Source organism: Microcoleus sp. K4-B3 (assembly GCF_036704615.1).
Taxonomy (GTDB): domain Bacteria; phylum Cyanobacteriota; class Cyanobacteriia; order Cyanobacteriales; family Microcoleaceae; genus Microcoleus.
Genome location: NZ_JAUBSF010000037.1, coordinates 1 through 26,010, shown reverse-complemented (window position 1 = coordinate 26,010; position 26,010 = coordinate 1). Strand labels below are relative to the sequence as shown.

Here is a 26,010-nt window from a genome sequence, read left to right as displayed (position 1 = left end):
AACAATGCCCCATGCCCAATTCCCTTTAAGAATTTTGAAGTCTCTTCACCAACTCATAAAACGGTTCCCAATTATCCTCAATAGCTATGGGTTCCCAAACAGCCTCAATCGTCGGTCTCAAAAGCGATTGTTCGGGATTGTGCCTGCGCAACCTGTCCGCCATTTTATCCATATCATCCGCCGACAAACTTTGCAAAACGTGATAATAAAACTGCCGCCAAGGTGCTATCAAATCCGTCGGTTCCGCCTCAGCAAAAATTTGACTAGCATCATCTCGCCAAGTGCGATCGAACTGTCTTCGCAGTTCAAAAAAGAAATCGTGATAGCCTACTTGAGACTCCGCCAGCATTTTAATTGTCACCTTCAACAACTCATCTCCCTCCGCCTCTGGCAAATCCTCAAATCCCAATCTATTGAGCATCAAATGCCGGTAAGCTGCATTATAATAATCGCCAAACTTTGCCAAAGCAGCATCCATATCAGCTTGAGGAATCGCGGCTGCTAGCGGTTGCTGGAGCTTCTCTAAATTCCCCTTACAAATAAACGGTTGATTGCCGTAACAATAAAGACCGTAATGGTCGAAATAAGCTGCTGTAAATTCCGGCTTGTAAGTTGGAATAAAAGCGAAAGGCCCGTAATCGAAACTTTCTCCAGTAATCGACATATTATCAGTATTCAGCACGGCGTGGCAAAATCCTGCTGCCATCCACTGAGCGACTAATTCGGCTACTCGCTTGACTAAATCTGCATAAAATAGCGCATATTTTTCTGCCGGCGAAACACCCGCATTACTTGCTTCTAAATGCAGTTCTGGATAGTAATATTCAATAACAAAATCTAAAAGTTTTTTAGTTAAATCCGGGCGGCGGATATAGTGCAACCTTTCAAAAGTTCCAAACCGGATGTGAGAATGACTGAAACGCACCATTACGGACGATCGCGTGGGTGATGGTTCGTCGCCCCGCCACAAAGCCTCGCCCGTTTCAACTAAACTAAAACACCGAGATGTCCGAACTCCCAACCGGTGCAAAGCTTCGGCGGCTAAAACTTCGCGAATTCCCCCTTTGAGAGTGAGTCTACCATCAGCGTGCCGCGAGTAGGGCGTGCGGCCGGAACCTTTAGTGCCGAAGTCGTAAAGTCTGCCGTCAGTGCCGCGAACTTGGCCGTACAAAAAGCCTCTACCGTCACCTAAATTCGGGTTGTATTCGTTGAATTGATAGCCGTGATAGCGAAGTGCGAGAAAGGGACGGACACAGTGAAATTTGCCGAACGCTTCGATGAAATGTTGGTCGGTTACTTGTGCGGGGTCTAAACCCAGTATCGGCAATAATTGGTCGTTGCGGAAGCGGAGAATGTGTTGCGGAAAATCAGCCGCAGGGACTTCATCAAAATAGTCGCCACCGAGGGATTCGATGGCGGGTTCGTAGTTGAGGGAAAGTAAGGGATTTGACATTTTTCTATTATATGCTGAAATTGGCGATCGCTCCAAATTATATACGGGTAAGGTGCGCACTGCATTGGTGTCAACAATTGCCTCAAACCCTTTTTATCTCTCGTTTATAGCCGAGTCTCGCTCCTCCTTTCATCCCAGTGCTGTTTCATGCTCAAATTTTAGCATAGGTAAAGTTTGAGCATGAAACATTAATGTCTTCCTCGAATGCGGCAAATTTTTACTGTCAATAAAATTGATAGTTGAATTAACCGTTTTCCTTGGTAAAAATGGGGTTAAAGGCGTAATTTTTTTAAATCTTAGTGGGATGCACCAGCTAATATACCAATTCCCTATTTAAAATTAGTCAACACCCCGTAAATCGCCCAAATTGCCATCGCCCGCAAATAGTGACTCGCCCGAAAAGTCCCCCCCGCCGTAATCGCTTCCGGCGTGCGAAACTGCAACCCATTTTCATAAATTTGCTTAACCACCGCCTCCGTCAATTTAAATGCTTTCTCCTCCATTCCCATCTGTACCAAAAAAGCGGCCAACCCAAAATTAATCCCCGTCCAAACTTCCAAAGGATGAGTTGCATTGGGATTTTCCGGCGAACCGTTCAGCATCACCCCATTTGCCGCACCGAACTCGCCATCGTTGAACTTCAAAAAGCAAGATTCGTACACAGTTTCTAAAGCGCTGACTGCACATTCCGGCGGCACAATATCCGGCAATCCTAACAGTTTCGCGTAAAATTGACCGCACAGTTGGTCGGCCATCACCACTTCGGAATTACTCTCGCTGTCCAAACGGTAATATTGACCGTTCCACAGTTTTTCTTGATAGCTAGGTCTTGCTTGTAGCAGCCAACTGTGATATAATGCTATCTTTGCTTGAGGGTTAGGAATTATCTGCGGTGCTGCATCTTCCAAGATTTCGCCGATCGCGATCGCACTCTCCAGCGCCGCCAACCACAAACCCCCGCAATACGCACTTATCCCCCGCATTTGCCAATCATCAAACGTCTGATCCGGTGCTCCCGAATTCTCAGGAATTCCGTCCCCATCCTCATCAAAAGTTTTCAGATAAGCCAAAGCCTCAACAATTGCCGGCCAACACTCTTGCAGAAACTCACAATCTGTGCCGCCAGTCAACAGGAAATCCCGATAAACCTGCAACACAAAATCGCAAGGCAAATCCTTCCACAAGTTGCAATCTTGATAGCTAGTATAATTCGTTTTCTCCCAAGGATGTTCGTTGGGAGCACCCAAATCGTGCGGCGTCGCACCGACAGCTTTTCTAATAGCCGAAGCTTGATTCCAGCCAATAATTCTCGGCGTATCGTCTCCGGCTGAAATTGCCCTAGCGAACGCTAAAACCACCGACTTTTCCAAATCCGGCCACAGCATCAACAAAGCAAAAGAACCGTAAAGCCGCACGTCCAAACTTTCGTACCAGCGGTAATCAATGCACTCCAAAACCGCAAATTGACCCTTCGGATCGCGTTCGTCAGCCGCACTCCACAGCGTACCGCCGTCAGTTAGGATGTACAACTCGTTAAACAAAGCCATTTTAAAACTGTCTGACAAATCTTTCCGTTCTAAAATGGGTTTTTGCCAAGCTTCAATATTTTCGCGCCAAGTATCGGAATGCTTCATTGCAGTGCGAATAATCGGCCAAGCATTTTTGCCGTTGCGGCCGAAGAAATCCGTATAGCGGCGGTAATACCAAACTCCCGATGCAAACTCAGTAACTGGCAAATCCCAAGCTATAATAAAGGGAATTTTGCGAGTTTTTCCCGGTCGAATAGTAAAGCGAACTGCGATCGCACAAGCCAACTGTTCTCCTGCTGCTGCTGCTGTCTCGTCTCTGTCATCCAACAAGAAACCTTCAGCAGAAAAGTTGCGCCAAATATCCTCGCCATTCCCCGCCGGGTTCCAGCGAGTTTGATAAAATACTTCTACCGCCGGATTAGTAATAGTTGCGATCGCCCATTGTCCATCCCCCTCTTGCGGTTCGTCCTCAGCAGTCAACCGCGTCATGACGCAACCGATCCGGTGAAAATCTTCCACCAACAAATTCAAATTTCCGGCACTTTCTCCCCACCGGGGTTTATAATCATAAAATGGACTGCCATCATCTCGCACCATCACTTTCGGCGACTTATTGGCATTAGTAAACCAACCGACAATATTCTCCCAAGTCAGCATGATGCTAAGAGTAATCGGCGCATCTGTAGGATTGTGCGCCACCCATTCAAACATGGCAACTGGGTAACTGCTTTCCTGATAATTGTTTGGCAAAATTGGCGAAAATTGCTCGCAGCTTAATTGAGCCTGAAACACATTTTCGTAAACAAACCAACTGCGCGGATACAAAGCATGATAACTCCCCGAAGAATTAGACTCTTCCCCGGTTCTTTCTTCTTCTTCCCTTCTTCCTTCTTCCTTTTTCCTTCTTCCTTCCGATGGATACCATTTCCAACTAGATAAACTGCCATCGGTAGGCGGTTCAGTGGACAGTGCAAAAGCTTGTTTCTTGCCTTGAGTTTCTTCAAAAACGCTGAACTGACAAGCGGGCAAACTGCGAAAAATGTGTTCGCCGCCGTCAATGTGCCAGAGGTTGAAGTCGCCGCGGGACGATCGCCCGATGCAGCCGGCACCGAACCCGCCCAGAGGCATTCCGTGCCAGGGGCCGTCGTCGAGATTGCTGGCGTAGCGGACTGTATAGGGATTCTCCCAACCGAGGCCGATGGGACGTTTCCAGGCCTGTGGGGGGATGTTTGGATGGGATGTGCGATCGTTATTCATGTCATCAATTTTAGCGCTCGATCGAGCTTTACAATTTTTTTTATTTAAGTTTAAGCTTTTATCGCTCGAACAAATCCCGATATTTCCGACGACTGTTGACTGTTGATTGTTGACCTAAAGCAATTGGTTTCAGGTTCCCCGGCTTCATCAATTCTCCAATCTAAAATCTAAAATATAAAATCTAAAATCGCTTGGGCGATTCCCCTAACGCGGAAGAATATCATCTAACCGAAGTTCCAAGTTCTTTAGCAGAGGAGAAATAATCGGTTGGCCGAGGCGAAATTGTTGCTGGGTGTAATCTTGGTCAATCAGTTGGCAAACGGTGATAGTAGGTTGTTTTGGTTTACCGATAAAAGCCACACCCCCTAATCCGCGATAATCAACTATCCAATATTCTGGAATCCCTAAAAGAGCATATTCTTCAACTTTTCGGGCGTAATCTGTTTCCCAGTTAGTGCTGACGACTTCTACCACCAATTTAATAGATCTTCCCAGCGTAATCACAGGTTCTCTTTCCCAAAGAGGTTCGCTGACAATAGCAGTTTCATCTAATACGACAATATCGGGACGGCGGGCAGTAGCTGCATCTGAGAATGGACGGATTAAACAAGTGCGGGGAATGAACCAAGGTAGTTTTTCGGCTGCGATGGCGATGCCGATTTGAGTTGCTAGTTTACCGCTGACGGTTTCGTGTGGGCCTGTGGGTTCCATGTCAACTAATTCTCCGTCAGCGAGCTCGTAGCGGAAGTTGTCACAATATCGATCGAGGAATGTTTCAAAAGTTAGGATTTTTTGCGCGGTGTAAGCCATTGGAAACTAATAGTTTTTTGCTTAAAATCTTATTCTATCAACTAACCAAATCCCAAATCAGTTCCTTTCCCCGCGTGAACCAAAGCCAACTTTTCGTAACGCTTAGCGTGTTCCACCAACTCGGCCGCTTCTTCCTCAGAGACATCCCGCAGGCGTTTGGCAGGCACTCCCGCAACTAGCGTATGAGGGGGAACGTCCTTGGTGACAACCGCCCCTGCACCGACGATAGAGCCTCTGCCCACCCTCACTCCGTCCAGGACGATCGCCCCAATCCCGATCAGGCAGCCCCGTTCAATGTAAGCTGAGTGAATCACGGCTCGGTGTCCGACTGTCACGAAATCTTCCAAAACAGTCGGTTTCCCGGGATCGCCGTGCAGAATTGCTCCATCTTGGATATTGGTACTTGAGCCGATCGCAATTCGCTCTACATCCGCCCGCACCACCGCCCCGTACCAGATACTAGCGCCCGCTGCCACCTCAACCCTGCCGATCACAACAGCACCTTCAGCGACAAAAGCCGCTTGGGATAGATCGGGCCTGGGCCAATAGGAAGGAAGTGCACGCAGAGATTCGTTGAGATTGCTCATTTGTTGGTCGATCGTTATACTTCTAGCAGATTAGCTGGTTCTTGATACGGGATATAATAAAAGTATTTGGGACTTTTGCAGAGAAAATATGCTGGGACGCAAATAAATGATTGAAGTTGCCTTGCAATACCCGATGTTTGGCCCGGAAATTCAGTGTCCCCACTGTCGCCAAACAATTCCGGCTCTAACGCTCACGGATACCTATTTGTGTCCGCGTCACGGGGCATTTGAGGCAGATCCAAAAACTGGGGAACTGGTTCACCTTCAGTCTGGGCGGCACTGGCGCCGCTGGGAGAGTGAATGGTATCGCCAGCACACGCACCCGGACGGGATTCGGTTTGAAATTCACGAAGCGCTCGATCGACTCTATACTCAAGGCTACCGAGCAACTCGCGTGATCGTTGCCCAACGCTATCGGGACTTAATCAGCGCTTATTTGGAACGCAGCACGCCTTGGCGCGGTCAGGCGGAATCGCCCCGGCCGAGGCTGTACGGTTTGCCTGTGGATTTTAGCCCCGACCCCCAAGAAGATCCTTGTTGGGAAGTGATTAATTTTGATTTGGAAAAAGAGCCGGGAGTTCCGATTAGATATCCCTATTTTCGGTTGTTTGAATAGTTATTAGTCATTAGTCATTAGTCATTGGTCATTAGGCAGTGGTTATTGGTTATTGGTTATTAGTTATTAGTTTATTAGTAAGTATTAGGTAACAAATAACAACTGACAACTGCCAACTGCCAACTGACAACTGCCAACTGCCAACTGACAACTGTCAACTGACAAAATCAAATGCACCACGCCTCGATTCGCACTGCTAACATTCACCGGGCGATCGCCTTTTACGAACAGTTGGGGTTTACTGTAAGCGATCGCTTTACCACAGGTTACACCCTAGCCTGTTGGATGGAAGGTCTCAACGGACGCATCGAACTCATTCAAATCCCGGAACCAAAACCCGCACCGGATGCTTTCGGAGACGAGCATTATGTTGGATACTATCATTTATCTTTTGATTTAACTGAGGCGACAACTGACTTGCCTAGTTGGTTGCAGTCTTTGAAAGAGCGGTTTGAGGAAGCTGCTAAAGACCAACCAAACCAGTTTCAATCTTTGAAAGTTTTATTAGAACCGACTCAACAGGCGATCGGGCAAAATGTTTACGAAGTAGCTTTTATTGCCGATACTGATGGTTTGCCTTTAGAATTTATCCGGCGGCTTAATTAGTTAATCACTAACGACTATGGATAATCATTCTCTCTCTCAATCGGAAACTGAGAATAGTTATTACTCTTAATCCCTCATAACGTTCCCTACCAACTTAACAATATTTTTATAAAATCTACTAGATTTTTAACTCAAAATCTAGTAGATTTTATTTTTGACTCTATAATATGAATATCTATTCATACTATCATTTGTTAGAATAAACCTAGGAAAAACCATGCAAAAAGCCAAATCGAGCGATTCCGGCTGCTGTAGTCACGACGACCACCACGAACACAGCCATGAGAATCATAACCACGACCACGACCACGACCACGGCCACGACCACGACCACGGGAACGGAGATTTTAACCTCAAGCAAGAATTGATTCCTGTGATATTGGTTGTTGTACTATTTGTCGGCGGTTTAATTTTTGAAGAAAAACTGCACAACACGCCCTATTCTATAGGTGAATATCTGGTTTTCATCCCAGCCTATCTTTTAAGCGGATGGAATGTTTTAACCATTGCGGGGCGCAATATTCTGCGAGGTCGATTTTTTGATGAAAATTTCTTAATGACTGTAGCAACACTCGGCGCTGTAGCCATTCACAAACTCCCTGAAGCAGTCGGGGTGATGTTATTTTTCAAAATCGGAGAACTTTTTCAAGAATTTGCGATCGGGCGATCTCGTCAATCGATCAAATCGCTTTTAGAAATTCGCCCAGATTATGCCAACCTCAAGGACAACGGCGACATCAAAAAAGTTGCGCCAGAAACCGTAGCTGTCGGCGATATCATCCTTGTCAAACCGGGAGAAAAAATTCCCTTAGACGGGGAAATTATCGACGGCAACTCTCAGATTGACACATCTGCACTAACTGGAGAATCAGTACCTCGAACCGTGAAAGTTGGAGAAACAGTTTTAGCAGGAACAATTAACCAGACAGGAGTTCTCACCGTCAAAGTTACCAAACTCTTCGGCGAATCTTCAATCTCCCGAATTCTGGAATTAGTAGAAAATGCCAGAAGCAAAAAAGCTGAAACTGAGAAATTTATCACTAAATTTGCCAGTTACTACACGCCTTTTGTCGTATTTGCATCGCTAGCAGTGGCTTTAATTCCGCCTTTGTTGATTTCAGGAGCAACTAATGCCGATCGCTTTTTATGGGTTTACCGCGCCCTTGTCTTATTAGTTATTTCCTGTCCTTGCGGATTGGTGATTAGCATTCCTCTGGGATACTTTGGGGGAATTGGCGGTGCAGCCAAGCGCGGTATTTTGGTTAAAGGCTCGACTTTTCTAGATACCCTGACAGCAGTCAAGACCGTTGTTTTGGACAAAACAGGAACTCTAACAAAAGGAGTTTTTCAAGTAGCACAAATTGTGCCTCAGAATGGTTTTTCCCAAACAGAGTTAATGGCAATAGCGGCTAAAATAGAATCTCAATCAAATCACCCAGTCGCGAAATCTATTCTGGAAGCTTACGGCGGAAAAATAGATTCATCGGATGTGAAAGATTACGAAGAAATAGCGGGACACGGCATCCGAGCAAAATTAAATAATCAAATTGTGCTTGCGGGAAATGACCGTTTGCTGCACCGAGAAAACATTGCTCACGATGTCTGCAATGCTGAAGGTACGATCGTGCATTTAGCGGTAGACAACCGCTACGCTGGGTATATTTTGATTGCTGACGAGCTTAAGGAAGACGCAGTACAGGCTATTCGCGACCTCAAGAAACTGGGTGTTGAGCGAATCGTGATGCTCACAGGAGATAATCAAGCTGTAGCCGATAGTGTTGCGAAAAAGCTCGGTTTAGATTCCTATTTAGCCGACTTATTACCCGAAGGAAAAGTCGAGGCGATCGAAAAACTGATCGGCGAATCTAAAAAAGGCGACAAAATTGTTTTTGTCGGGGATGGAATTAATGATGCACCAGTGCTTGCTAGAGCTGATGTGGGCATAGCGATGGGGGGTTTGGGTTCGGATGCGGCGATCGAAACTGCCGATGTTGTAATTATGTCAGATGCACCGTCAAAGGTGGCTGAAGCCATCCAAATTGCCCGAAAAACTCACAATATTGTTTGGCAAAATATCATTTTTGCCATGTTAGTCAAAGGCATATTTATTGCTTTGGGTGCTTTTGGTTTAGCGACAATGTGGGAAGCAGTTTTTGCTGATGTTGGGGTAGCTTTAGCAGCTATTTTTAATGCGACTAGAGTTTTGAAATAGAGTGTTCGCAGACAAGGGTGATTTTTGCCGATCGACCTCATCATAGTCGATCGCGCGCACCTCAGTTCAACCTCAAAATATACACAACTTAATATATACGGTGACTCTGCCGGATTTCGATCCGACTGATGACATTCCGCTACCTTTGTGAGAATATGAAAAGAATATGAAAATTATTTAAAGGTAAAACCAATGACTCACCCCGAAAATAGGCCCAGCTTGCCTGAAGTTCACCGCAGCATCCCCGTTCCTAACAGCAAAGGTTTCTGGCGTAAAATGCTGGCCTACGCAGGGCCTGGATATTTGGTTTCAGTCGGTTACATGGACCCCGGAAACTGGGCGACTGATTTAGCGGGGGGAGCAAAGTTTGGCTATGCGCTATTAAGCGTGATTTTGCTATCTAATTTGATGGCAATTTTGCTGCAATCACTCTGCGTGCGTTTGGGAGTGGCAACGGGACGAGATTTGGCACAAGCTTGTCGAGATTATTTCAGTCCGCGAGTCAGTTTTTTGCTGTGGATACTTTGTGAAATTGCTATTTCTGCTTGCGATTTAGCTGAACTTGTTGGAAGTGCGATCGGACTGCAATTGCTATTTGGCATTCCCTTAGTTTGGGGAGTGTGCATCACTGCGCTAGATGTGATAATGGTGCTATTTCTACAAGGAAAAGGCTTTCGTTATATCGAAGCTTTAGTGATTACGATTATTGCAATTATTGGCGGTTGCTTTATTGCCGAAATGATTTTTGCAAAACCTGATGCCGGAGGAGTTTTACTCGGTTATGTTCCCAGCCTAGAGATTTTGCAAAATCAGGCAATGCTTTATATTGCGGTTGGTATTTTGGGGGCAACGGTGATGCCGCACAATCTTTACTTGCATTCATCGATCGTGCAAACTCGCGCTTGGGAAGAAGCTTCTGATAAAAAATGGGAAGCAATTAAATTTGGCACAATTGATTCTACCGTAGCGCTGTCAATAGCTTTGTTTATTAATTCAGCAATTCTGATATTGTCTGCTGCAACTTTTCACTTTTCTGGCTATCAAGAAGTAGCAGAAATTCAAGATGCTTACAAACTGCTTTCTCCGGTGCTGGGTGTGGGTTATGCCAGTGCAATTTTTGCTTTTGCTTTATTGGCTTCGGGGCAGAACTCAACCTTGACTGCAACTCTAGCAGGACAGATTGTGATGGAAGGGTTTCTCAATTTTCGGCTGCGGCCTTGGTTGCGGCGGTTGCTGACTCGACTGATTGCAATTGTACCGGCTTTGATCGCAATTATCTTGTTCGGTGAAGGCAGTACAACTAATTTACTGGTTTTCAGTCAAGTGATTCTCAGTTTGCAATTACCTTTTGCAGTAATTCCCTTGGTAATGTTTACCTCAAACCGCCGCTTAATGGGAGAGTTTGTGAATCCATTTTGGCTCAAAGCAGTAGCTTGGTTCGTGGCTAGTATTATAGTAGGATTAAATAGTTGGCTGTTATTACAAACCATTTTCTAGCAATCTGAAGCTAAATAAAACTACAAAAACAAAACCCGCCTGCGCGGGTTTTATCTTAAAGCTAATTGTTAAGGACTGACGGTTTCAACTACTTCTGAGGAACAAGAACCTCTTTAGCGGCAACGGGACGGGCCGAGGAAGCGGTAGTTTTCAAAAGTGCGATCGCCTGCGCGTAGCAAGGATCGTCCTTAGTCGCCACCAACATCGGTTTGTTAGCTAATTTCAGCTTTTGTTCGTCGGTTACTTCGACCTTAACATCAGGAGTAACCCCCTTGTGGCTGATATCGGTACCGTTGGGAGTATAGTAGTGAGCGATCGTCACCGCCAATCCCGAACCATCAGCCAAAGAATGCACCGACTGCACCAAAGCTTTGCCAAAAGTTTGGCCGCCCATCACAGTTGCGCGCTTGTTGTCCTTCAGAGCACCGGCCAAAATCTCGCTGGCGCTGGCTGAGTTGTCGTCCACGAGCACCACCAAAGGCTTGTCAGTGATTGCAGTGCGGTTTGCCCGCATTTCCTGAGAATCGCCCGCGCGATCGACTGTGCGGACGATCGCCCCGGTATCCATCCACATCCGAGCAATATCAATGCTCACTCGCAGCAACCCGCCGGGATTGCCCCGCAAATCCAACACAAAAGCGTCAGCTTTCTGATCCGAGAGCTTTTTAATCGCCGCCTGCATTTGTTCGCCCGCGTGGGAGCTAAACTCTTGCAAGCGGATGTAACCGACATTCTTACCGCCTTCATTCTTGAGGCTGTAGCGAACCGCTGCTACCTCAATTCTCGCCCTAGTCAGAGTGATATCAAATTCGCTTTTGCCCTGACGAGCAATCCGCAGCGTGACTTTCGTGCCTTCGTCGCCCCGAATTACCTGAGCCGCATCCGAGACAGTCATGCCTTTGGTAGCTTTGCCGTCAATCACCAAAATCGTATCGCCCGCTTGAATCCCTGCCTTCAGGGCCGGGGAATTTTCCATCGGCTCGACTACCCTAATCGCTTTCGTTTTCTCGTCTTCTTCCAGCCTCATCCCCACCCCTGTCAGTTCCCCGGAGGTTTGATTCGTCAGCGCTTCGTACTGCTTCGGGTCCATGAAGCGCGTGTAGGGGTCGTTTAATTTCTCTAGGGCTTTGCGGAGGGCGGTGTAGGCAGCTTCGCGAGAAGTATAATTTTTGCTCAGCAAGTCTTGGCGAGTTACTTGCCAGTCAGTCTTGTTAAAGCTGCCATCAACATACTCTCGGTTCACAATTTGCCAAGCTTCGTCTAAGACAGCTTTGGGGCTATCTTGAAGCTCGGCGCGGACTGATTGACTCAGGCCGGGAACGAGTAAAGATATCGAAGCGGTTGTTGCCATCGCCCCACTGAACAGGGCTGCCTGTAATTTAGAAAAGCGTCTGCGGGCTTGATTCATTGAATTTGGCTCAATTCGATTTTAGATTTTTGATTTGAGATTTTATATTGCTAAAAAATCTCACACTACTACTTAAACTATTGTGTGGAGGCTCCACTATCCCTTTGGACAGTTTAACGAGATTCTTAGTCGATCGCCAACCAATTACTACTCTCTTTCAATAAACTTAATTTAAAACTTGGATTTAAATGTGCCGTGGAAGCTAAAATCGAACAATTTTCGCGTAAGTGGTTGAGCCTGCTCGTTAATGGAGTTATCGGTCTAGCAGCGCTGGCGGGAGTCGTTGCCATGCAGTCGAGCGGGGAGTTGGGCGGAATGCGCTCTGTGGGTGTTCAGGGGCAAAAGCCGCTCTCTGCAATTTCTGCTGCCAGTTTCAAGCAAGCCTCACAGCAAGAAGCGCAGCAAGAAGCCCTGCGGCTGAAAATGCTCAAAACTATCCCTAGTTTTGGGTTTGACAATTTAATTGCAGATTGGACATTTCTCAAATTTTTGCAGTATTTTGGCGACGACGAAGCGCGAGATGTGACGGGCTACAATCTCAGCCAAGATTATTTTGACATAGTTACGCGGCGCGACCCGAGGTGGGCTGACATTTACCTGTTTCTTTCCACAGCTATTTCTTTTTATCAGGGAAAGCCTGAAACTGCTGTTAATTTGATAGAGCGCGGTACTAGCGCCCTTTCGCCACAAATTAATCCCCAAGCGTGGATAGTGTGGCGAACTAAAGGTCTTGATGAGTTGCTGCTGTTGGGGGATATTCCCGAGTCAATTAACTCTCACGAAATGGCCGCTGATTGGGTGCAAGGAACCCCGCAAGGGCCGACATTGGCACCGATGTTCCGAGCAACTGCTGAGTATTTGCGCCGAGATCCTGATAGCGTACCGGTGCGGTTTACTGCTTGGAGCACAGTTTATGCTCAAACAACTGATAAGTTGGTGCGTCAAAGGGCGAAACAAGCTCTTGTCAAGTTGGGAGCTCAGGTGCAAAAAGATAAGAATGGAAAGGAGAGTTTTATTTTGCCGCCTCGAAAGTAGTTGACTGTTGACGGTTGACTGTTGACTTTAATTCTCCAATCTAAAATCTAAAATCTCAAATCGGCTTGACTTAGTTCGCGCCATTCACCGGGTTTGAGGCCTTCGAGATGCAAATGCCCGATCGCACTCCTGACTAGCCGCAGCGTCGGAAACCCTACTGCTGCGGTCATCCGGCGGACTTGGCGGTTGCGGCCTTCTGTGAGGGTCATTTCCAGCCATGCTGTCGGCACGTTTTTGCGAAATCTAATCGGCGGTTCGCGGGGCGGCAAAGGTGGTTCTGCTGACAATAATTGCACTTTTGCCGATCGAGTCCGATAATCTTGAATTGTGACACCTGTCTGCAAAGCTGCGATCGCACTTGCATCGGGAATTCGTTCGACTTGCACCCAGTAAGTGCGGGGATGAGCGAATTTCGGGTCACTGAGGCGGTGCTGCATTTGTCCGTCATCGGTTAGCAGCAACAAACCTTCACTATCGCGATCGAGCCTTCCTACTGCATAAATGTTAGGAATAGGAATATAGTCTTTGAGAGTGCTGCGTTTAGTTTCGCTAGAGTTGTCAGTGAATTGAGTTAAAACATCGTAGGGTTTATAAAATAGAATGTAACGATAGGGCATGACAAATTAAAAAATAAAAATGTACCAACAGTGCAAGCAGAAACGATATAACTAAAAAAAAAACACCTTCTATCTCTCTTCTCTCCTCTGCGCCCTCTGCGCCCTCTGCGGTTCATAAAAAAATAAATCTTATTAACCAACGATTCAAACCTGCTATAAAATATTCAGCCTTTAAGACCCTCGCAAATCTCAACTACCCTATTTTACCATGCCCGAAGCCACACACCGCGTTTGCATCGTCTTAGGAACACGCCCGGAAGCGATTAAACTAGCCCCAGTAATTCAACAGTTCAAAAGTTCGCCAACCTTTGACACCCAAATAATTTTAACCGGTCAGCACCGAGAAATGGTCGAGCAAGTAATGCGAATGTTCGATCTAAAAGCCGATCGGGATTTAGCAATTATGCAGCACCAGCAAACCTTGACGGATATTACTTCCCGGAGTTTGCAGGGTTTGGAAGCTTTGTTTAAAGAATTGCAGCCCGAAATCGTCTTAGTTCAGGGCGATACAACGACTGCGTTTGCCGCTGCTTTGGCTGCATTTTACCATAAAATACCCGTAGGTCACGTAGAAGCCGGATTGCGGACAGACGACGTGTTCAATCCTTACCCCGAAGAGGCTAACCGACGGTTGATATCTCAGCTCACACGGCTGCATTTTGCCCCGACAGAGCTGGCCCAAGAGAATTTAGGGCGATCGGGCGTTTTGGGAGAAATTCACCGTACAGGCAACACAGTAATCGATGCTTTGCTTTCTGTCGCCAAACGCGAACCAGAATGCAACATTCCTAACTTAGATTGGAACAAATATCGCACTATCTTAGCAACAGTTCACCGCCGCGAAAATTGGGGCGAACCTTTAGCAGGAATTGCTCAGGCATTTCTCCAAATCTTAGATAATTTTCACGATACAGCCTTGCTCTTACCTCTACACCGAAATCCGACAGTTCGAGAACCTTTGCAAGCTCTTTTGGGCGACCATCCGAGAGTATTTTTAACTGAACCTTTAGATTACGCAGAATTAGTAGGAGCGATGCAGAGATGTCATTTAATTTTAACAGATTCCGGCGGCTTGCAAGAGGAAGCACCTAGTTTGGGCAAGCCAGTTTTAGTATTGCGAGAAACCACAGAAAGACCAGAAGCAATTTCCGCAGGAACCGCTAAACTTGTAGGTACGAATTCTGATACAATTTTCACAGCAGCGGCAGAATTGCTCAGCAATTCCGCAGCATACAACGCCATGGCAATGGCAATTAATCCCTTTGGGGACGGTTTGGCAGCGTCGCGGATTTTGAAAATTGTTGAAGAGTATTTTAGTTAACTACCCCCTCGCGAGTTGGGCGGTTGAAACCGCCACTACACAAACAAAGTCCGCCTGCGCGGACTCTAAAAGAAAGTGCGTAATTCCTGCTAAAAAAACCCGGTTTCTGCCTCCTTTCCCGAATTACCAATCCCCACCGCCACCCCCACTACTGCTGTAGTCGCTACTGCTACTGCTGTAGTCGTTACTGCTGCTAATGCTGTAGTCGCTACTGCTGCTACTGCTGTAGTCCCTACTGCTGTAGTCGCCACCCCCACCGCCACCGCTGGAGTCGCCACCACCACCGCTGGAGTCGCTACTGCTAATGCTGTAGTCGCCACCGCCACCGCCACCGCTGGAGTCGCCACCGCCAAAGCTACCTCCGCAGTCGCTGTTGCTAATACTGTAGTCGCTGCTATTAGTGCTGTAATCGCCACCGCAATCATCGCTACTACTGTTACTGCTGTAGTCACTGTTGCTAATACTGTAGTCGCTGCTATTAGTGCTGTAGTAGCCACCGCAATCATCGCTATTACTGTTAGTGCTGTAGTCGCTAGTGCTACTGTAATCGATGATGTTAGTGCTGTAGTCGCCAGCCCCACCGTAATAGTTGTGGGTGTTACTGCTGTAATTGGGACTGTTACTGCTGTAATTGCGCGGATAACGGCGGTGGGAGGGGGAAGGAGAATTCCCAGAAAATAAGCTGCGAAATATCCTGAAGATAATGAAGCAAGGTATAAATGCTATGAATGCTATGAATAACAACCCTAATAAGCCATAGATTAAATTCGATGAATCTTCACCTGTGGATGTACTATTGCTAATAACTGGCGATTGGCTAGGTATTGCTGACGGTTTCACCCCTTGAGATGGTACGATTGGAGCCAAAGGCAGCGTGGTTTGAGATTGAGCATTTACCGTCGGAGTTTGTAAAACATTTACTAACGCCTTTGTCCCGGCTAATGTGCCCCCGTTAAAGTCCTGCTGTTTAAATCTGGGCGTAATTTCCGTTTTAATAATTCCCACTACCTTCGCATCGGGTAAAATGCTTTGAATGCCAGAACCTGTTTCAATTTGAACGCGGCGTTCACCCGACGAAATCAACAATAAAACTCCGTTATTTGTACCTTTTTTGCCAATACCCCAAAAGTTAAATAATTCTGTAACAAATGCTTTTGGTGTCGCAGATGGTTTAGTATCAAGCACTGTCACAACAGCGATTTCTGAGCCGTTTTTCGCCTCTAAATCCGAAATCATTTGATTTAGTTGAGTTTCGGTGCTGTCGCTGAGAATGTTTGCCTTGTCCGTTACCCAAGTATTATTTAATTGACGGGGATTCGGTACTTTTTGTACTGTTATAGCTTGGCTCGTTAGGGGAAATGCAATTGCCGAAAAGCACAGCAAACTGCTCCAGATTATTTGTTTATTGCTAAATTGTAACTGCATCGCTTCAGTCTCCTGAATAACTGCTAGTCTGAAAGTGACATATATCTGTCCGCCTAATTACAATTAAATAACCAGCTCACTGTGATGTCAATTCATATTATTCAGAAATTGGATTCATAAAAATCATAATTTTAGGTGCGCCCTAAGCACTTTACATTTATAGTCTGGACGCACGGGTGGCGAGAAACCGGGTTTTTAAGCAAAATAATTTAGGACTTACGCAACTCGCACATTAAACAAAGGTATGTAGTTGCGCTTCAGCGCTCTTTCCTAAGCTAAGAGCGCTGAAGCGCAACTACATACCTAAAATTTAACCCCTAGTTGTGACAGTTGGTCTTAGTCCTAATAATTGCTGAAAACCGTCACTCTCGGTTCAAAAACCCGGTTTTTTAGTGGGCGAGTGCGAACTAATTAAGATATTTTTAATGAGAGGGAAGTTGTGGCCCAAAATTGCTGCTGCCTCTATAACCGGATAAAATAGCAAGTTTTTCCAAAGATTGCCGGCCCGTGTAATATTTCCCCCGAATTTCCCAAGTGGGATAAGCTTTAATATTGGCAGCTTTGCACAAATCGGGTTGAGCATCTTTGCCTCTGGGATCGCACTCAATGTAAGTAATTGCGGTAAATGCTTCTGTGCCAAAAAGTTCTTGTTGCGTGTGACAGTGAGGACACCAGTAAGCACCGTACATTCTAGCTTTGATTGTCTGTAAATGGGTTGCTAAAGCGATTTGATCGGGTACGGATTCGCTGCGAATAGGTGGCGCTTCTTGTTCGGTAACAGGCTGTGCGAAAGGGGGAGGAGGAGGGAGGGTTTGTGCTAATTTTTGAGTGGATTTGTTGCTGAAACTGAACTGTGCAATTCCTCCGTCTGCTTTGGTACTGACGAAAATCCCCAAAGTCAGGAAAATGCCGATCGCACAAAAGTTGAATTTGCTTACTCTCATCTTGGATTTCATCTTGGATTTACTAGGATTTCGCGAGCTTGATTCATAGCCTCTACAGCATTGTTTACCACAAAGATGTTAAATTGTGCTAAACCTTTAAAAAAAAGTTGACTTTCGGCGCTGTGATTTAACAATATAACTTGTTTGTTAGCTTTCAGAGCGAGGGCTATTTCCGAAGCCGTGCCCGTGCCCATACCGCAAGCAATTATTACATCTGAAGAAAGAATGTTAATATTATTTCTGGCGTTTCCCATATCGGTGACAATGGCAATATCTACAGCTTCAGAAATGCCGCGAGTGTCATTTCCCGGAAGGATGCCGACTGTTAAACCGTTAGCTGATTTTGCTCCTTTGTTGGCTGCATCCATGACGCCGACATTTCTACCGCCAGTTAGCAATATCCATCCTGCTTCGGCGATGAGTTGTCCGAGTTGATAGGCGTTTTCTAAGTCGGTTGATGTGGCACTTTCGCCCGGGCCCATGATGCCAACGATGATTTTTTTCATAGTTTTGGGGTGAATATGGTGTTATTAATACTTGCGAGTGTTTTTGCACACTATCTACGAATGTATGTTATTATAAAGATAGTGGCTTCCTAAAAACAGCTTTTGACATAACTAACTTTCTGAAGCTTCCTAGTATTTTTACTATGAAAGAGCAAACATTTAAACTAGATGAATCTCAGATAAAATTTTTAGAACTCTGTCAAAACTATGGATTTAAAGATCCTAGTGAATTGGTTAGAATAGCGATTCAACGGTTGGAATTAGCGTTAGAAACCGAGCAGTTGAAAGAATCAGCGATGCTCTATGCGGAAGTCTATGCAGAAGAGACAGAGTTACAGGAATTGGCGGAATTAGGTTTAGAAGAATGGCCTAAGGAATCAAACTGAAACGGGGGCTAATTATTGAAGTCAATCTTGACCCTACTAGGGGTTCTGAAACAGGAAAAATTAGACCTTGTATTATTGTGACTAACAATACTTATAATGAGAGAGTTCCCATAATTCAGGTGGTTCCAATTACTGCTTGGAGTGAAAAAAAAGCCAAGATTAGAAGTAATGTGGAGATTGAACCTTCAGAAGCAAATAGATTAACAAAAAAATCTCTTGCAGATTGTTTGCAAACGCGCCCTATACATTATTTTTCTCGCTTGGTGGATATCCGAGGTGAAGTTGAGCCAGAGGTTTTACTAAAAATTGATCGAGATCTCAGAATTGTGTTTGCTTTGTAAATTTTCAACTTTTTAAAGAAGGAATTATCGGCGATATCCTTTCTGAATCTGGCTGAGAAAGGGATCTCGCTCTTTTTTAATAACCGCAGATTAACGCAGATTAACGCAGATGTAAGAAGGGATGTCGCTCGTTTGATGAATGATGGGCCATCGGCTTTCTGAATTATTAGAAAGCGATCTCGCTATAATTCCAGATAGCGCTGCAAAATCTCTTGACTTTGGGAAAATAGCTCGGATTCCAATTGGCCCACTTGTTGTACTAATCTTGTTTTGTCGAAAGTCATGGGATCGACACAGACTAGCAAACTATCTGCATCTAAACCATTTTGTGGGGATGCGGGTACTAATATCACAGCAGCAGAAATCCGAGGATCGTGAGGACGAGCAGATGTAAATGGCAAAACAGTCACTTTGCTGCGCCGCTCGTTGAACAGCGTACCAGAAATGACTAACGCAGGGCGCGTTTTGCGTATTTCTGTTCCTACTGAGGGATCAAATCTAGCTATCCAGATGCTTCCCAGTCGGTAATCGCTTGAGCTTGCCATTCCTCATCCCATCCTAAATCTAATTCGTCAATTAGCTTGCAAGCTTCTGCTAAAGCTTGGTTTTCTTGTTGTTTTCGCCATTGTTTTAAGAGAGATTCTATCAAAGCACTGGGGTTGGGCGCTTTTTGATTGACGTATGTGAGTAAGTCATCTGGCAAGCTGATAGAGATGTCGCTCATTGGCTAATCAGAATAGTTTTTTGTAATTATTTTAGCAACAATTGACTGAAATGACAATTTTTTGTTAGTTGAATGCAACAATAAGGGATCTCGCTCTTTTGATGAATCATGAGCGAGATCCTTTCTGCATTTGGCTGAGAAAGGGATCTCGCTCTTTTTTCACCGCAGATGGACACAGATTAACGCAGATGTAAGAAGGGATATCGCTCTTTTGACGAATTATGGGCGAGAGCCTTTCTGAATTATTAGAAAGGACGATCGCTATAATTCCAGATAGCGCTGAAAAATCTCTTGTGGACGAGATCGAATTCTGGATTTTCATCGAAGTGGGCGAATAGCTGCGGAATGCGATCGTGGCTACCTAACTTGTTCAGGTGTTGAGGCTCGCTTTAAAACAGGCGTTTGGCTTCTTGCAGCAAGAAGAGATCATTGGACTGGGGCTGGAATCTCTTAACCACGGGCGAGGGCTTGTCGGGTAGATATTCGTCCTGTGCTAAGTAGGTTTCGCCAAATCCACCTTTACCCAAAGAGCTGATTATGTAGTAATGTCCGCCAAGAGTTTTGCCAATAATCATTTTGTTGTGATAATATTTTTGATAATTATCACACACTCAGATCGGATGCGGCGTACTTCTCTAAACCGTCGGGGAAGCAGCTTCATTAAAACTCAATAACTGCAATAAAGGCAATGACTATAAAATCGCTCGCAGATTACGATCGGGCTATTCAACTTAATCCCAACTATGCTGATGCCTACAAGAATCGGGGTAATCTCAAATCTACTCTTGAAGACAAACAGAGTGCAATCCAAGATTACCAAAAAGCCGCTGATTTGTATAAGCAACAAGGGAAGACAAGTGATGAGCAAGATGCTGTTAACCAAGTAAACAAATTATCCGAACAGTAACGACAAATTAAGAATAATCATCCCTTCAGATGACTGGCTAACTCCTGAAAAGTATCAAGAGGAATCGCCCAACTCAAAGCTTCCATCTGCCGAAAAACACCCTGAGAAGGCACACTCCCATCCGCCAACTTAAACACATCAATTCCCCCCAAAGGATATTTCGATTTACCATTAATCCCCACCAACTTACCAGAAATATCCAATACAGGCCCGCCACTCATCCCCTCGGCAATATCATTAGTGTAACCAAGTTGGTATCCACTCTCAAGGGATTGAGCGGGCAACATTCCCACTTTCCCACTCGTTAACTTAAAAGCTTTTAGCCCCCAATTCCGAGTCTTCTCTATAGACTCTGAATTAATCCAATGCCAATTCGGAAAACCCGCAGCATAAACCCCATCTCCCACCGATAGCTGATTTGAGTTTCCGATTTCCGCAACTCGATAGGATTGAGAAGTGGTCAACTGCACTAAAGCTAAATCTACTTTACCAAACTGAGACGAACGAAGCCATTTAGCAATATGCGTCAGTCCGTCTGCTGTCAATACTTGATAAGTTTTGTCCTGATTATCAGCTACCACATGATTGTTAGTCAAAACAGTATAAGTTTGTCCTTGACGCTGAATAATTACGCCGGAACCGGACACAGAATCAGATAAAATTCTGACAGTGACAAGATTCGCAATTTCTGAAACTTCCTGGTTAACTGGTTCGGAGATAACAGGAGATGCTGCTGAAAAATGTTCTGGTGTTTCTCGCGCTAAACCGTTCAATATGACAGTTAGTAGCACTGAGATTGCTAATATTTGCCACAGCCCGTAGGGACACGGCATTGCCTTGTCCCTACACTTCATAAACTTGGAATACGCTGTATTTTTGATTGTTCCAGTAAAGTGTGAAAGCAGGCTCATAATTATACCTCATTCGCTGACATTAACAGTTTGAGATACTGATATAATTATTACACTAACTGCCTCGACACCAACTACTAATCGCCTTTAGCCAAAGTAGAATAATCTCGAAAAAGCAATTAAATTAGTAGAGGACAAACTTTCCGGGTGCGAAGAAATCATCCTCCACTCACCTAGGCGAGGTCTAAAAAATCTCCCCAACAATCATCCCCGCCAATATTACAAATCCCACCCAAACATTTTGGCGAAAGATTTGACCATAAACCCGCCTAGGAATATCCGCTTTTCGCAGTTGACTGTACTGCAAAAACCACAAAATTGCCGCCGCACAAATTGCCATCCAAAAACCAATGTGCAAGTGCAGATTAATTCCCATTGCCACTAACAAACCGACTGTACCAACAAAGAAAAAACCCACAGCACTAGCCGCATTATCCCCAAAAAATATCGCGCTGGAATTCACGCCCAAACGCAGGTCGTCTTCCCGATCGCTCATCGCATAAACTGTATCAAATCCTAACGTCCACAGCACGACTGCACCCCACAGCAGCCAAGTAGCTAATTCTAGTTTCCCAACCGCGGCGCTCCAACTAATTAAAACTGCAAAACCCCAGGCAATTGATAACACTAATTGCGGCACTGGAAAGAATCTTTTTGCTAGGGGATAGCAGATAATTACTGGTACGGCGGCGACGCACAACCAGAAACTTAAAGGATTGAGATAAAAAGCGAGAATTGCCGCGCAAGCAAAGGAAATTAATGCAACTCCTATTCCAGTTTGCACGGTGAGGGCGCGGGATGCTAGGGGGCGCGATCGCGTTCTTTCTACTTCGGGATCAATATCGCGATCCCACAAGTCGTTGATGACGCATCCCGCCGCACTCGTGGCTAAGGTACCCAACACAATCACGCCCACCAATGCTGCGGGAGGCTTCCCGTGGGCTGCTAAAAAAACGGCCCAGAGGGCTGGAATCATTAAAATTAGCCTTCCTGCTGGTTTGTCCCATCTCAAAAGCCTCACGACGGTTAGCAAGGTGGATTCGGGTTGGCGATCGGGCTCTGTAAGCATTTCGATTATAGATTTGAGATTTTTAACCCTAAATTTTATCAAATTTTAGGCACAATCACTTACTATCTCTGCTGGCGATTCCCTACGGGATAGCTTCGCTCGCGCGTACTTCTGCCGGAATTGCCAACAGGTGAAAGTCTTGGCCAGTCAGCATTTCCCGATTTTTGCTAATTTAAGAGAATGCCTAACTGGATTCGTGAAATAATCATAAATATCTGTCAACCCCTATACACTCCAATGGTTAATTCACTTGCTGCTGCGGAGTCAAATCGCATTATTGCTGCTATTGATATGGGTACTAACTCGTTTCACATGGTGGTGGCGCGCATCGATCCGAAATTGCCCGCGTTTACGATTATTGCTAGAGAAAAAGATACGGTTCGGTTGGGCGATTGCGAGGTTAAGACAGGGTGCTTGAAGTCCGAGGTTATGGAAAGGGCGATCGCCACTCTGCGCCGCTTTCAAGATATTGCTAAAACTTTTAATGCTGAACAAATTATGGCTGTGGCTACGAGCGCTGTTCGGGAAGCTCCTAACGGGCGAGAGTTTCTCAAACAAGTTGCTGAAGAATTAGACCTGAATGTGAGTTTAATTTCCGGTCAGGAAGAAGCGCGGAGAATTTATCTCGGCGTTCTTTCGGGTATGGAGTTTAACAATCAGTCGCAGGTGATTATTGATATTGGGGGCGGTTCTACGGAGTTGATTTTAGGAGACAGTTCGGAGCCTCGCTGTCTCACCAGTACAAAAATTGGTGCTGTTCGCTTAACAGGACAATTTGTCAAAAGTGACCCGATTAGCAGGGAGGAGTTTGCTTATTTGCAAGCTTATATTCGGATTTCGCTGGAAAGACCGATCGACGAATTGCGCTCTCAATTCAATTCTGGCGAAACTTTGCGCTTGATTGGCACTGCTGGAACCATCGAAACTCTGGCGGCAATTAACGCTCGCGAAAAGTTGGGAACAGTGCCGAGTCCCCTAGCCGGATATCAGTTAACTTTAAAAGATTTGCGCGATTTAGTCAATCGCTTTCGCAAACTTTCTTACTCGGAAAGGTTGGCAATTCCGGGAATGTCGGACAAGCGGGCGGAAATTATTCTGGCCGGCGCTTTGATTTTGCAGGAAGCGATGACACTATTAGGGATGGAATCGCTGACTGTTTGCGATCGCTCTCTGAGAGAAGGCGTAATTGTTGACTGGATGCTGGCGCACGGTTTAATTGAAAACCGCTTGCGCTATCAAGGTTCAATCCGCCAGCGCAGCACTCTGCACATGGCTAACAAATATCAAGTCAATTTAGAACAAAGCGAAAGAACCGCAGCATTTGCGCTCAATTTCTTCGACCAAACTCAAGGAATCCTGCACAATTGGGGAACCGAAGAACGCGAGTTGCTGTGGGCTGCCGCGATTCTGCACAACTGCGGTTTGTACGTCAGTCATTCGGCGCACCACAAGCATTCTTACTATTTAATTCGCAATGGTGAGTTATTGGGATACACTGAAACAGAGATTGAAGTCATTGCTAATTTAGCTCGCTATCACCGAAAAAACCCTCCGAAAAAGAAGCACGAAAATTTTGTGATTATTCCCAAAAAATACCGGGAAGTAGTTAGTAAGTTGCATCCTTTTCTGCGGTTGGCTGTGGCTTTGGACAGGCGGCAGATTGGCGCAATTTCGGATTTTAAATGCGAACACCGCCCAGAAGTTCGAGAGTTTCATTTGCGGCTGCAACCGCTCAATCCAGAAGACGATTGCGCTCTGGAGCTGTGGAGTTTGGATTATAAAAAGCCGTCTTTTGAGGATGAGTACAATCTCAAATTAGTGGCAACTTTGGAGCCGACTCTGGTTCCCGTTTAAATACAAGGCAGAGCCTGGAAACGAGAAACTGTAGGGTGCTGTGCCAGAGAGATTCAAGGTGGTGAAGAAGACCCTCAAACGCTTGAAATCTCTCTGGCTGCGCTCGTTAAATCTTTTTCTTTTAACAGGCAATCGGGAATAAACCTAATTTATTGCCGATCGCCTGCCGGTAGGATGGGGTAAAGCCGGTCGATCGCACCAATACCCTAGAAGGGCAGCGCGCACCTACAAGCTACGAAAATGCAAGCGTTTGAGGGACTTCTATACCAGGCTCGGCATTCACCAAGACGCGGGCAGATTATGTAGTGCTTACCCGAAGATGGTAAAATCATTTAGATCGATCGCACTAGCTTGCACTCCGTTCAAAGCAGCCAACAGTTGACCATTCTGACCAATCCTGATGAAAGCTGTATTAGCGTTTTGGGTAATACTAAGTTGAGCAAAAGTTAGACCGCCCGCTAACACCAGCAAATCTTCACGATTGGTGAAATCAGTAATTATATCGCTGCCTTCACCTGCTGTTAAAACAAAGCGATCGCGCCCAATGTCGCCGCTGAGAATATCATTGCCCAAACCCCCAATCAGACAATCGTCGCCTTTACCGCCATAGAGAGTATCGTTGCCCTCCTCGCCGCATAGCTTGTCACTACCGCCGTTGCCAAACATCAAATCATTGCCAGCACCGCCGCACAGGGAATCTGGCTCGCCGTTAAAGTCGATCGGCCTGTCTCCGAAAATAGTATCGTCCCCGTCGTCTCCGCAAATGCTATCACTGCCGCGATCGCCCAACAGCAGATCGTTGCCAGTACCCCCCACCACAACGTCATTGCCCTTGCCGCCGTAAAGCGTATCATTGCCCTCGCCGCCGCTTAGAGTATCCGCAGCATCTCCCCCGTTCAATAAGTCGTTGCCCGCACCGCCAAAGAGCAAATCGCGTCCAGTCGAGTCAGGGTTAAACGGGTCAAAACTGCCTCCAAACAAGCAGTCGTTACCCTGAGCCCCAATGAGAGTATCATTGCCCTTGTCGCCCCAAATCAAGTCATCGTCTTTGCCGCCGATGGCCACATCATCGCCCTTACCCCCGAAAATGCGATCGTCGCCGCCGGCGCCGTTGAGGTAATCATTGCCAGCGCCGCCAAACAGCAAGTCTTTGTCTGCATTCGGGCCAAGGGGGATATTGCTGGGCAGTCCCCCGTAAATATTGTCGTTGCCTTTTTGGCCCAGCAGAATGTCGTCGCCGTTGAAACCGCTGATAACGTCGTTGAGATTGCTGCCAGTGAGGAAGTCGTCGCCGTCAGTGCCATTGAAAGTGCGATCGACTGAATTCGGATCCGGAATCGAACCGATCGCGGGTAGGGTAATCTGTTCGCAAATGCAATCAGTATCCCCGCCGCGAACGCTGTCAGAGTCAACAGGAGTTCCCGTCGGAGTCGGAGTTCCCGTTGGCGTTGGAGTTCCCGTTGGCGTTCCCGTTGGAGTCGGAGTTCCCGTCGGAGTCGGAGTTCCTGTCGGAGTAGGTGTCGGAGTTCCCGTCGGAGTCGGAGTCGGAGTTCCCGTCGGAGTAGGTGTCGGAGTTCCTGTCGGAGTTTCCGTCGGTGTCGGAGTTCCCGTCGGAGTCGGAGTCGGGGTTTCCGTGGAAGTCGGAGTCGGTGTTGGAGTTCCCGTCGGTGTTGGAGTTTCCGTGGGAGTCGGTGTTGGAGTTTCCGTGGGAGTCGGTGTCGGAGTTCCCGTCGGTGTTGGAGTTTCCGTGGGAGTCGGTGTTGGAGTTTCCGTGGGAGTCGGTGTCGGAGTTCCCGTCGGTGTTGGAGTTTCCGTGGGAGTCGGTGTTGGAGTTTCCGTGGGAGTCGGTGTCGGAGTTCCCGTCGGTGTTGGAGTTTCCGTGGGAGTCGGTGTTGGAGTTTCCGTGGGAGTCGGTGTCGGAGTTCCCGTCGGTGTTGGAGTTTCCGTGGGAGTCGGTGTTGGAGTTTCCGTGGGAGTCGGTGTCGGAGTTCCCGT

25 protein-coding genes are annotated in these 26,010 nt (G+C 46.3%); 10 read left to right on the top strand and 15 right to left on the bottom strand.

The genetic code is table 11. The features are described from left to right. Window positions 1-25: 25 nt before the first annotated feature. From QUA78_RS17070 to QUA78_RS17055, 4 genes are all read right to left on the bottom strand, one after another. On the bottom strand, window positions 26-1,453 hold the full coding sequence (locus QUA78_RS17070) for a protein adenylyltransferase SelO family protein (protein ID WP_333304209.1): 1,428 nt from the start codon (window positions 1,451-1,453) through the stop codon (window positions 26-28). A 329-nt stretch (window positions 1,454-1,782) separates the two neighbouring features. Beyond that, complete coding sequence (locus QUA78_RS17065) at window positions 1,783-4,239, bottom strand: GH116 family glycosyl hydrolase (RefSeq protein WP_333398927.1); 2,457 nt, start codon at window positions 4,237-4,239, stop codon at window positions 1,783-1,785. A gap of 204 nt (window positions 4,240-4,443) precedes the next feature. After that, window positions 4,444-5,049, bottom strand: coding sequence for a Uma2 family endonuclease (locus QUA78_RS17060; RefSeq protein ID WP_333398926.1), 606 nt, complete (start codon window positions 5,047-5,049; stop codon window positions 4,444-4,446). 41 nt (window positions 5,050-5,090) lie between these two features. Continuing rightward, window positions 5,091-5,636, bottom strand: a complete 546-nt coding sequence (locus QUA78_RS17055; protein WP_333398925.1) for a gamma carbonic anhydrase family protein — start codon at window positions 5,634-5,636, stop codon at window positions 5,091-5,093. 106 nt (window positions 5,637-5,742) lie between these two features. Here QUA78_RS17055 and QUA78_RS17050 point away from each other — a divergent pair, with 106 nt between their 5' ends. The 4 genes from QUA78_RS17050 to QUA78_RS17035 all read left to right on the top strand — a co-directional run bounded on the left by QUA78_RS17050 (window position 5,743) and on the right by QUA78_RS17035 (window position 10,567). Then, window positions 5,743-6,252, top strand: a complete 510-nt coding sequence (locus QUA78_RS17050; protein WP_333398924.1) for a TIGR02652 family protein — start codon at window positions 5,743-5,745, stop codon at window positions 6,250-6,252. Between the two features lie 171 nt (window positions 6,253-6,423). Continuing rightward, window positions 6,424-6,858, top strand: a complete 435-nt coding sequence (locus tag QUA78_RS17045) for a VOC family protein (protein ID WP_333398923.1) — start codon at window positions 6,424-6,426, stop codon at window positions 6,856-6,858. 217 nt (window positions 6,859-7,075) lie between these two features. Next, window positions 7,076-9,070 carry a heavy metal translocating P-type ATPase gene (locus QUA78_RS17040; RefSeq protein WP_333398922.1) on the top strand — a complete coding sequence of 665 codons (1,995 nt, stop codon included), beginning with the start codon at window positions 7,076-7,078 and terminating at the stop codon, window positions 9,068-9,070. A gap of 192 nt (window positions 9,071-9,262) precedes the next feature. Continuing rightward, window positions 9,263-10,567, top strand: coding sequence for an Nramp family divalent metal transporter (locus QUA78_RS17035; protein ID WP_333304356.1), 1,305 nt, complete (start codon window positions 9,263-9,265; stop codon window positions 10,565-10,567). An 88-nt stretch (window positions 10,568-10,655) separates the two neighbouring features. On the opposite strand, the gene ctpB is transcribed toward QUA78_RS17035, so the two are convergent. Next, window positions 10,656-11,975 (bottom strand): carboxyl-terminal processing protease CtpB, encoded by a 1,320-nt coding sequence (ctpB, locus tag QUA78_RS17030; protein WP_333304357.1) that lies wholly within the window; start codon window positions 11,973-11,975, stop codon window positions 10,656-10,658. A 195-nt stretch (window positions 11,976-12,170) separates the two neighbouring features. Here ctpB and QUA78_RS17025 point away from each other — a divergent pair, with 195 nt between their 5' ends. Next, window positions 12,171-13,010 carry a hypothetical protein gene (locus tag QUA78_RS17025; protein WP_333304358.1) on the top strand — a complete coding sequence of 280 codons (840 nt, stop codon included), beginning with the start codon at window positions 12,171-12,173 and terminating at the stop codon, window positions 13,008-13,010. A 47-nt stretch (window positions 13,011-13,057) separates the two neighbouring features. On the opposite strand, the gene QUA78_RS17020 is transcribed toward QUA78_RS17025, so the two are convergent. Next, window positions 13,058-13,627 carry a pseudouridine synthase gene (locus QUA78_RS17020; RefSeq protein ID WP_333304359.1) on the bottom strand — a complete coding sequence of 190 codons (570 nt, stop codon included), beginning with the start codon at window positions 13,625-13,627 and terminating at the stop codon, window positions 13,058-13,060. A 208-nt stretch (window positions 13,628-13,835) separates the two neighbouring features. On the opposite strand from QUA78_RS17020, the gene wecB reads away from it, so the two are divergent. Further along, window positions 13,836-14,948 carry a non-hydrolyzing UDP-N-acetylglucosamine 2-epimerase gene (gene wecB, locus QUA78_RS17015; protein WP_333304360.1) on the top strand — a complete coding sequence of 371 codons (1,113 nt, stop codon included), beginning with the start codon at window positions 13,836-13,838 and terminating at the stop codon, window positions 14,946-14,948. A 123-nt stretch (window positions 14,949-15,071) separates the two neighbouring features. Here wecB and QUA78_RS17010 read toward each other — a convergent pair whose 3' ends face one another. The 3 genes from QUA78_RS17010 to QUA78_RS17000 form a co-directional block, all read right to left on the bottom strand. Further along, a complete protein-coding gene (locus tag QUA78_RS17010; RefSeq protein ID WP_333304361.1) occupies window positions 15,072-16,373 on the bottom strand; it encodes a TPM domain-containing protein in 1,302 nt (433 codons plus the stop codon). A 422-nt stretch (window positions 16,374-16,795) separates the two neighbouring features. Next, window positions 16,796-17,317 carry a hypothetical protein gene (locus QUA78_RS17005; RefSeq protein WP_333304362.1) on the bottom strand — a complete coding sequence of 174 codons (522 nt, stop codon included), beginning with the start codon at window positions 17,315-17,317 and terminating at the stop codon, window positions 16,796-16,798. 8 nt (window positions 17,318-17,325) lie between these two features. Continuing rightward, window positions 17,326-17,823, bottom strand: coding sequence for a TIGR00725 family protein (locus QUA78_RS17000; RefSeq protein WP_333304363.1), 498 nt, complete (start codon window positions 17,821-17,823; stop codon window positions 17,326-17,328). A 143-nt stretch (window positions 17,824-17,966) separates the two neighbouring features. On the opposite strand from QUA78_RS17000, the gene QUA78_RS16995 reads away from it, so the two are divergent. Together QUA78_RS16995 and QUA78_RS16990 are read left to right on the top strand one after the other, a co-directional pair. Next, on the top strand, window positions 17,967-18,209 hold the full coding sequence (locus QUA78_RS16995; RefSeq protein WP_333304364.1) for a hypothetical protein: 243 nt from the start codon (window positions 17,967-17,969) through the stop codon (window positions 18,207-18,209). Then, complete coding sequence (locus tag QUA78_RS16990) at window positions 18,200-18,550, top strand: type II toxin-antitoxin system PemK/MazF family toxin (protein ID WP_333398930.1); 351 nt, start codon at window positions 18,200-18,202, stop codon at window positions 18,548-18,550. The genes QUA78_RS16995 and QUA78_RS16990 overlap by 10 nt, the downstream gene beginning before the upstream one ends. 182 nt (window positions 18,551-18,732) lie before the next feature. Here QUA78_RS16990 and QUA78_RS16985 read toward each other — a convergent pair whose 3' ends face one another. The 3 genes from QUA78_RS16985 to QUA78_RS16975 form a co-directional block, all read right to left on the bottom strand. Beyond that, window positions 18,733-19,095, bottom strand: coding sequence for a type II toxin-antitoxin system PemK/MazF family toxin (locus QUA78_RS16985; protein ID WP_333304365.1), 363 nt, complete (start codon window positions 19,093-19,095; stop codon window positions 18,733-18,735). Next, window positions 19,053-19,274 carry a hypothetical protein gene (locus QUA78_RS16980; protein ID WP_333168235.1) on the bottom strand — a complete coding sequence of 74 codons (222 nt, stop codon included), beginning with the start codon at window positions 19,272-19,274 and terminating at the stop codon, window positions 19,053-19,055. Before QUA78_RS16980 ends, QUA78_RS16985 begins: the two co-directional genes overlap by 43 nt. Window positions 19,275-19,663: 389 nt before the next feature. Then, on the bottom strand, window positions 19,664-19,849 hold the full coding sequence (locus QUA78_RS16975; RefSeq protein WP_333304366.1) for a hypothetical protein: 186 nt from the start codon (window positions 19,847-19,849) through the stop codon (window positions 19,664-19,666). A gap of 113 nt (window positions 19,850-19,962) precedes the next feature. Between QUA78_RS16975 and QUA78_RS16970 the strand changes: the two genes are divergently transcribed. Further along, window positions 19,963-20,181, top strand: coding sequence for a tetratricopeptide repeat protein (locus QUA78_RS16970; protein ID WP_333304367.1), 219 nt, complete (start codon window positions 19,963-19,965; stop codon window positions 20,179-20,181). A 17-nt stretch (window positions 20,182-20,198) separates the two neighbouring features. Here the strand turns inward: QUA78_RS16970 and QUA78_RS16965 are convergent, their stop codons facing one another. Together QUA78_RS16965 and QUA78_RS16960 are read right to left on the bottom strand one after the other, a co-directional pair. Further along, complete coding sequence (locus QUA78_RS16965) at window positions 20,199-21,092, bottom strand: serine protease (protein WP_333304368.1); 894 nt, start codon at window positions 21,090-21,092, stop codon at window positions 20,199-20,201. 184 nt (window positions 21,093-21,276) lie between these two features. Next, entirely contained in the window at window positions 21,277-22,161 is an 885-nt protein-coding gene (locus QUA78_RS16960) for a 4-hydroxybenzoate solanesyltransferase (RefSeq protein ID WP_333304369.1), read from the bottom strand. Window positions 22,162-22,398: 237 nt separating this feature from the next. Here QUA78_RS16960 and QUA78_RS16955 point away from each other — a divergent pair, with 237 nt between their 5' ends. Further along, window positions 22,399-24,015, top strand: coding sequence for a Ppx/GppA phosphatase family protein (locus QUA78_RS16955; protein WP_333304370.1), 1,617 nt, complete (start codon window positions 22,399-22,401; stop codon window positions 24,013-24,015). A 309-nt stretch (window positions 24,016-24,324) separates the two neighbouring features. Here QUA78_RS16955 and QUA78_RS16950 read toward each other — a convergent pair. Further along, window positions 24,325-26,010, bottom strand: a 1,686-nt coding sequence (locus QUA78_RS16950; protein ID WP_333398921.1) for a calcium-binding protein, incomplete at its 5' end; no start/stop codon positions are given.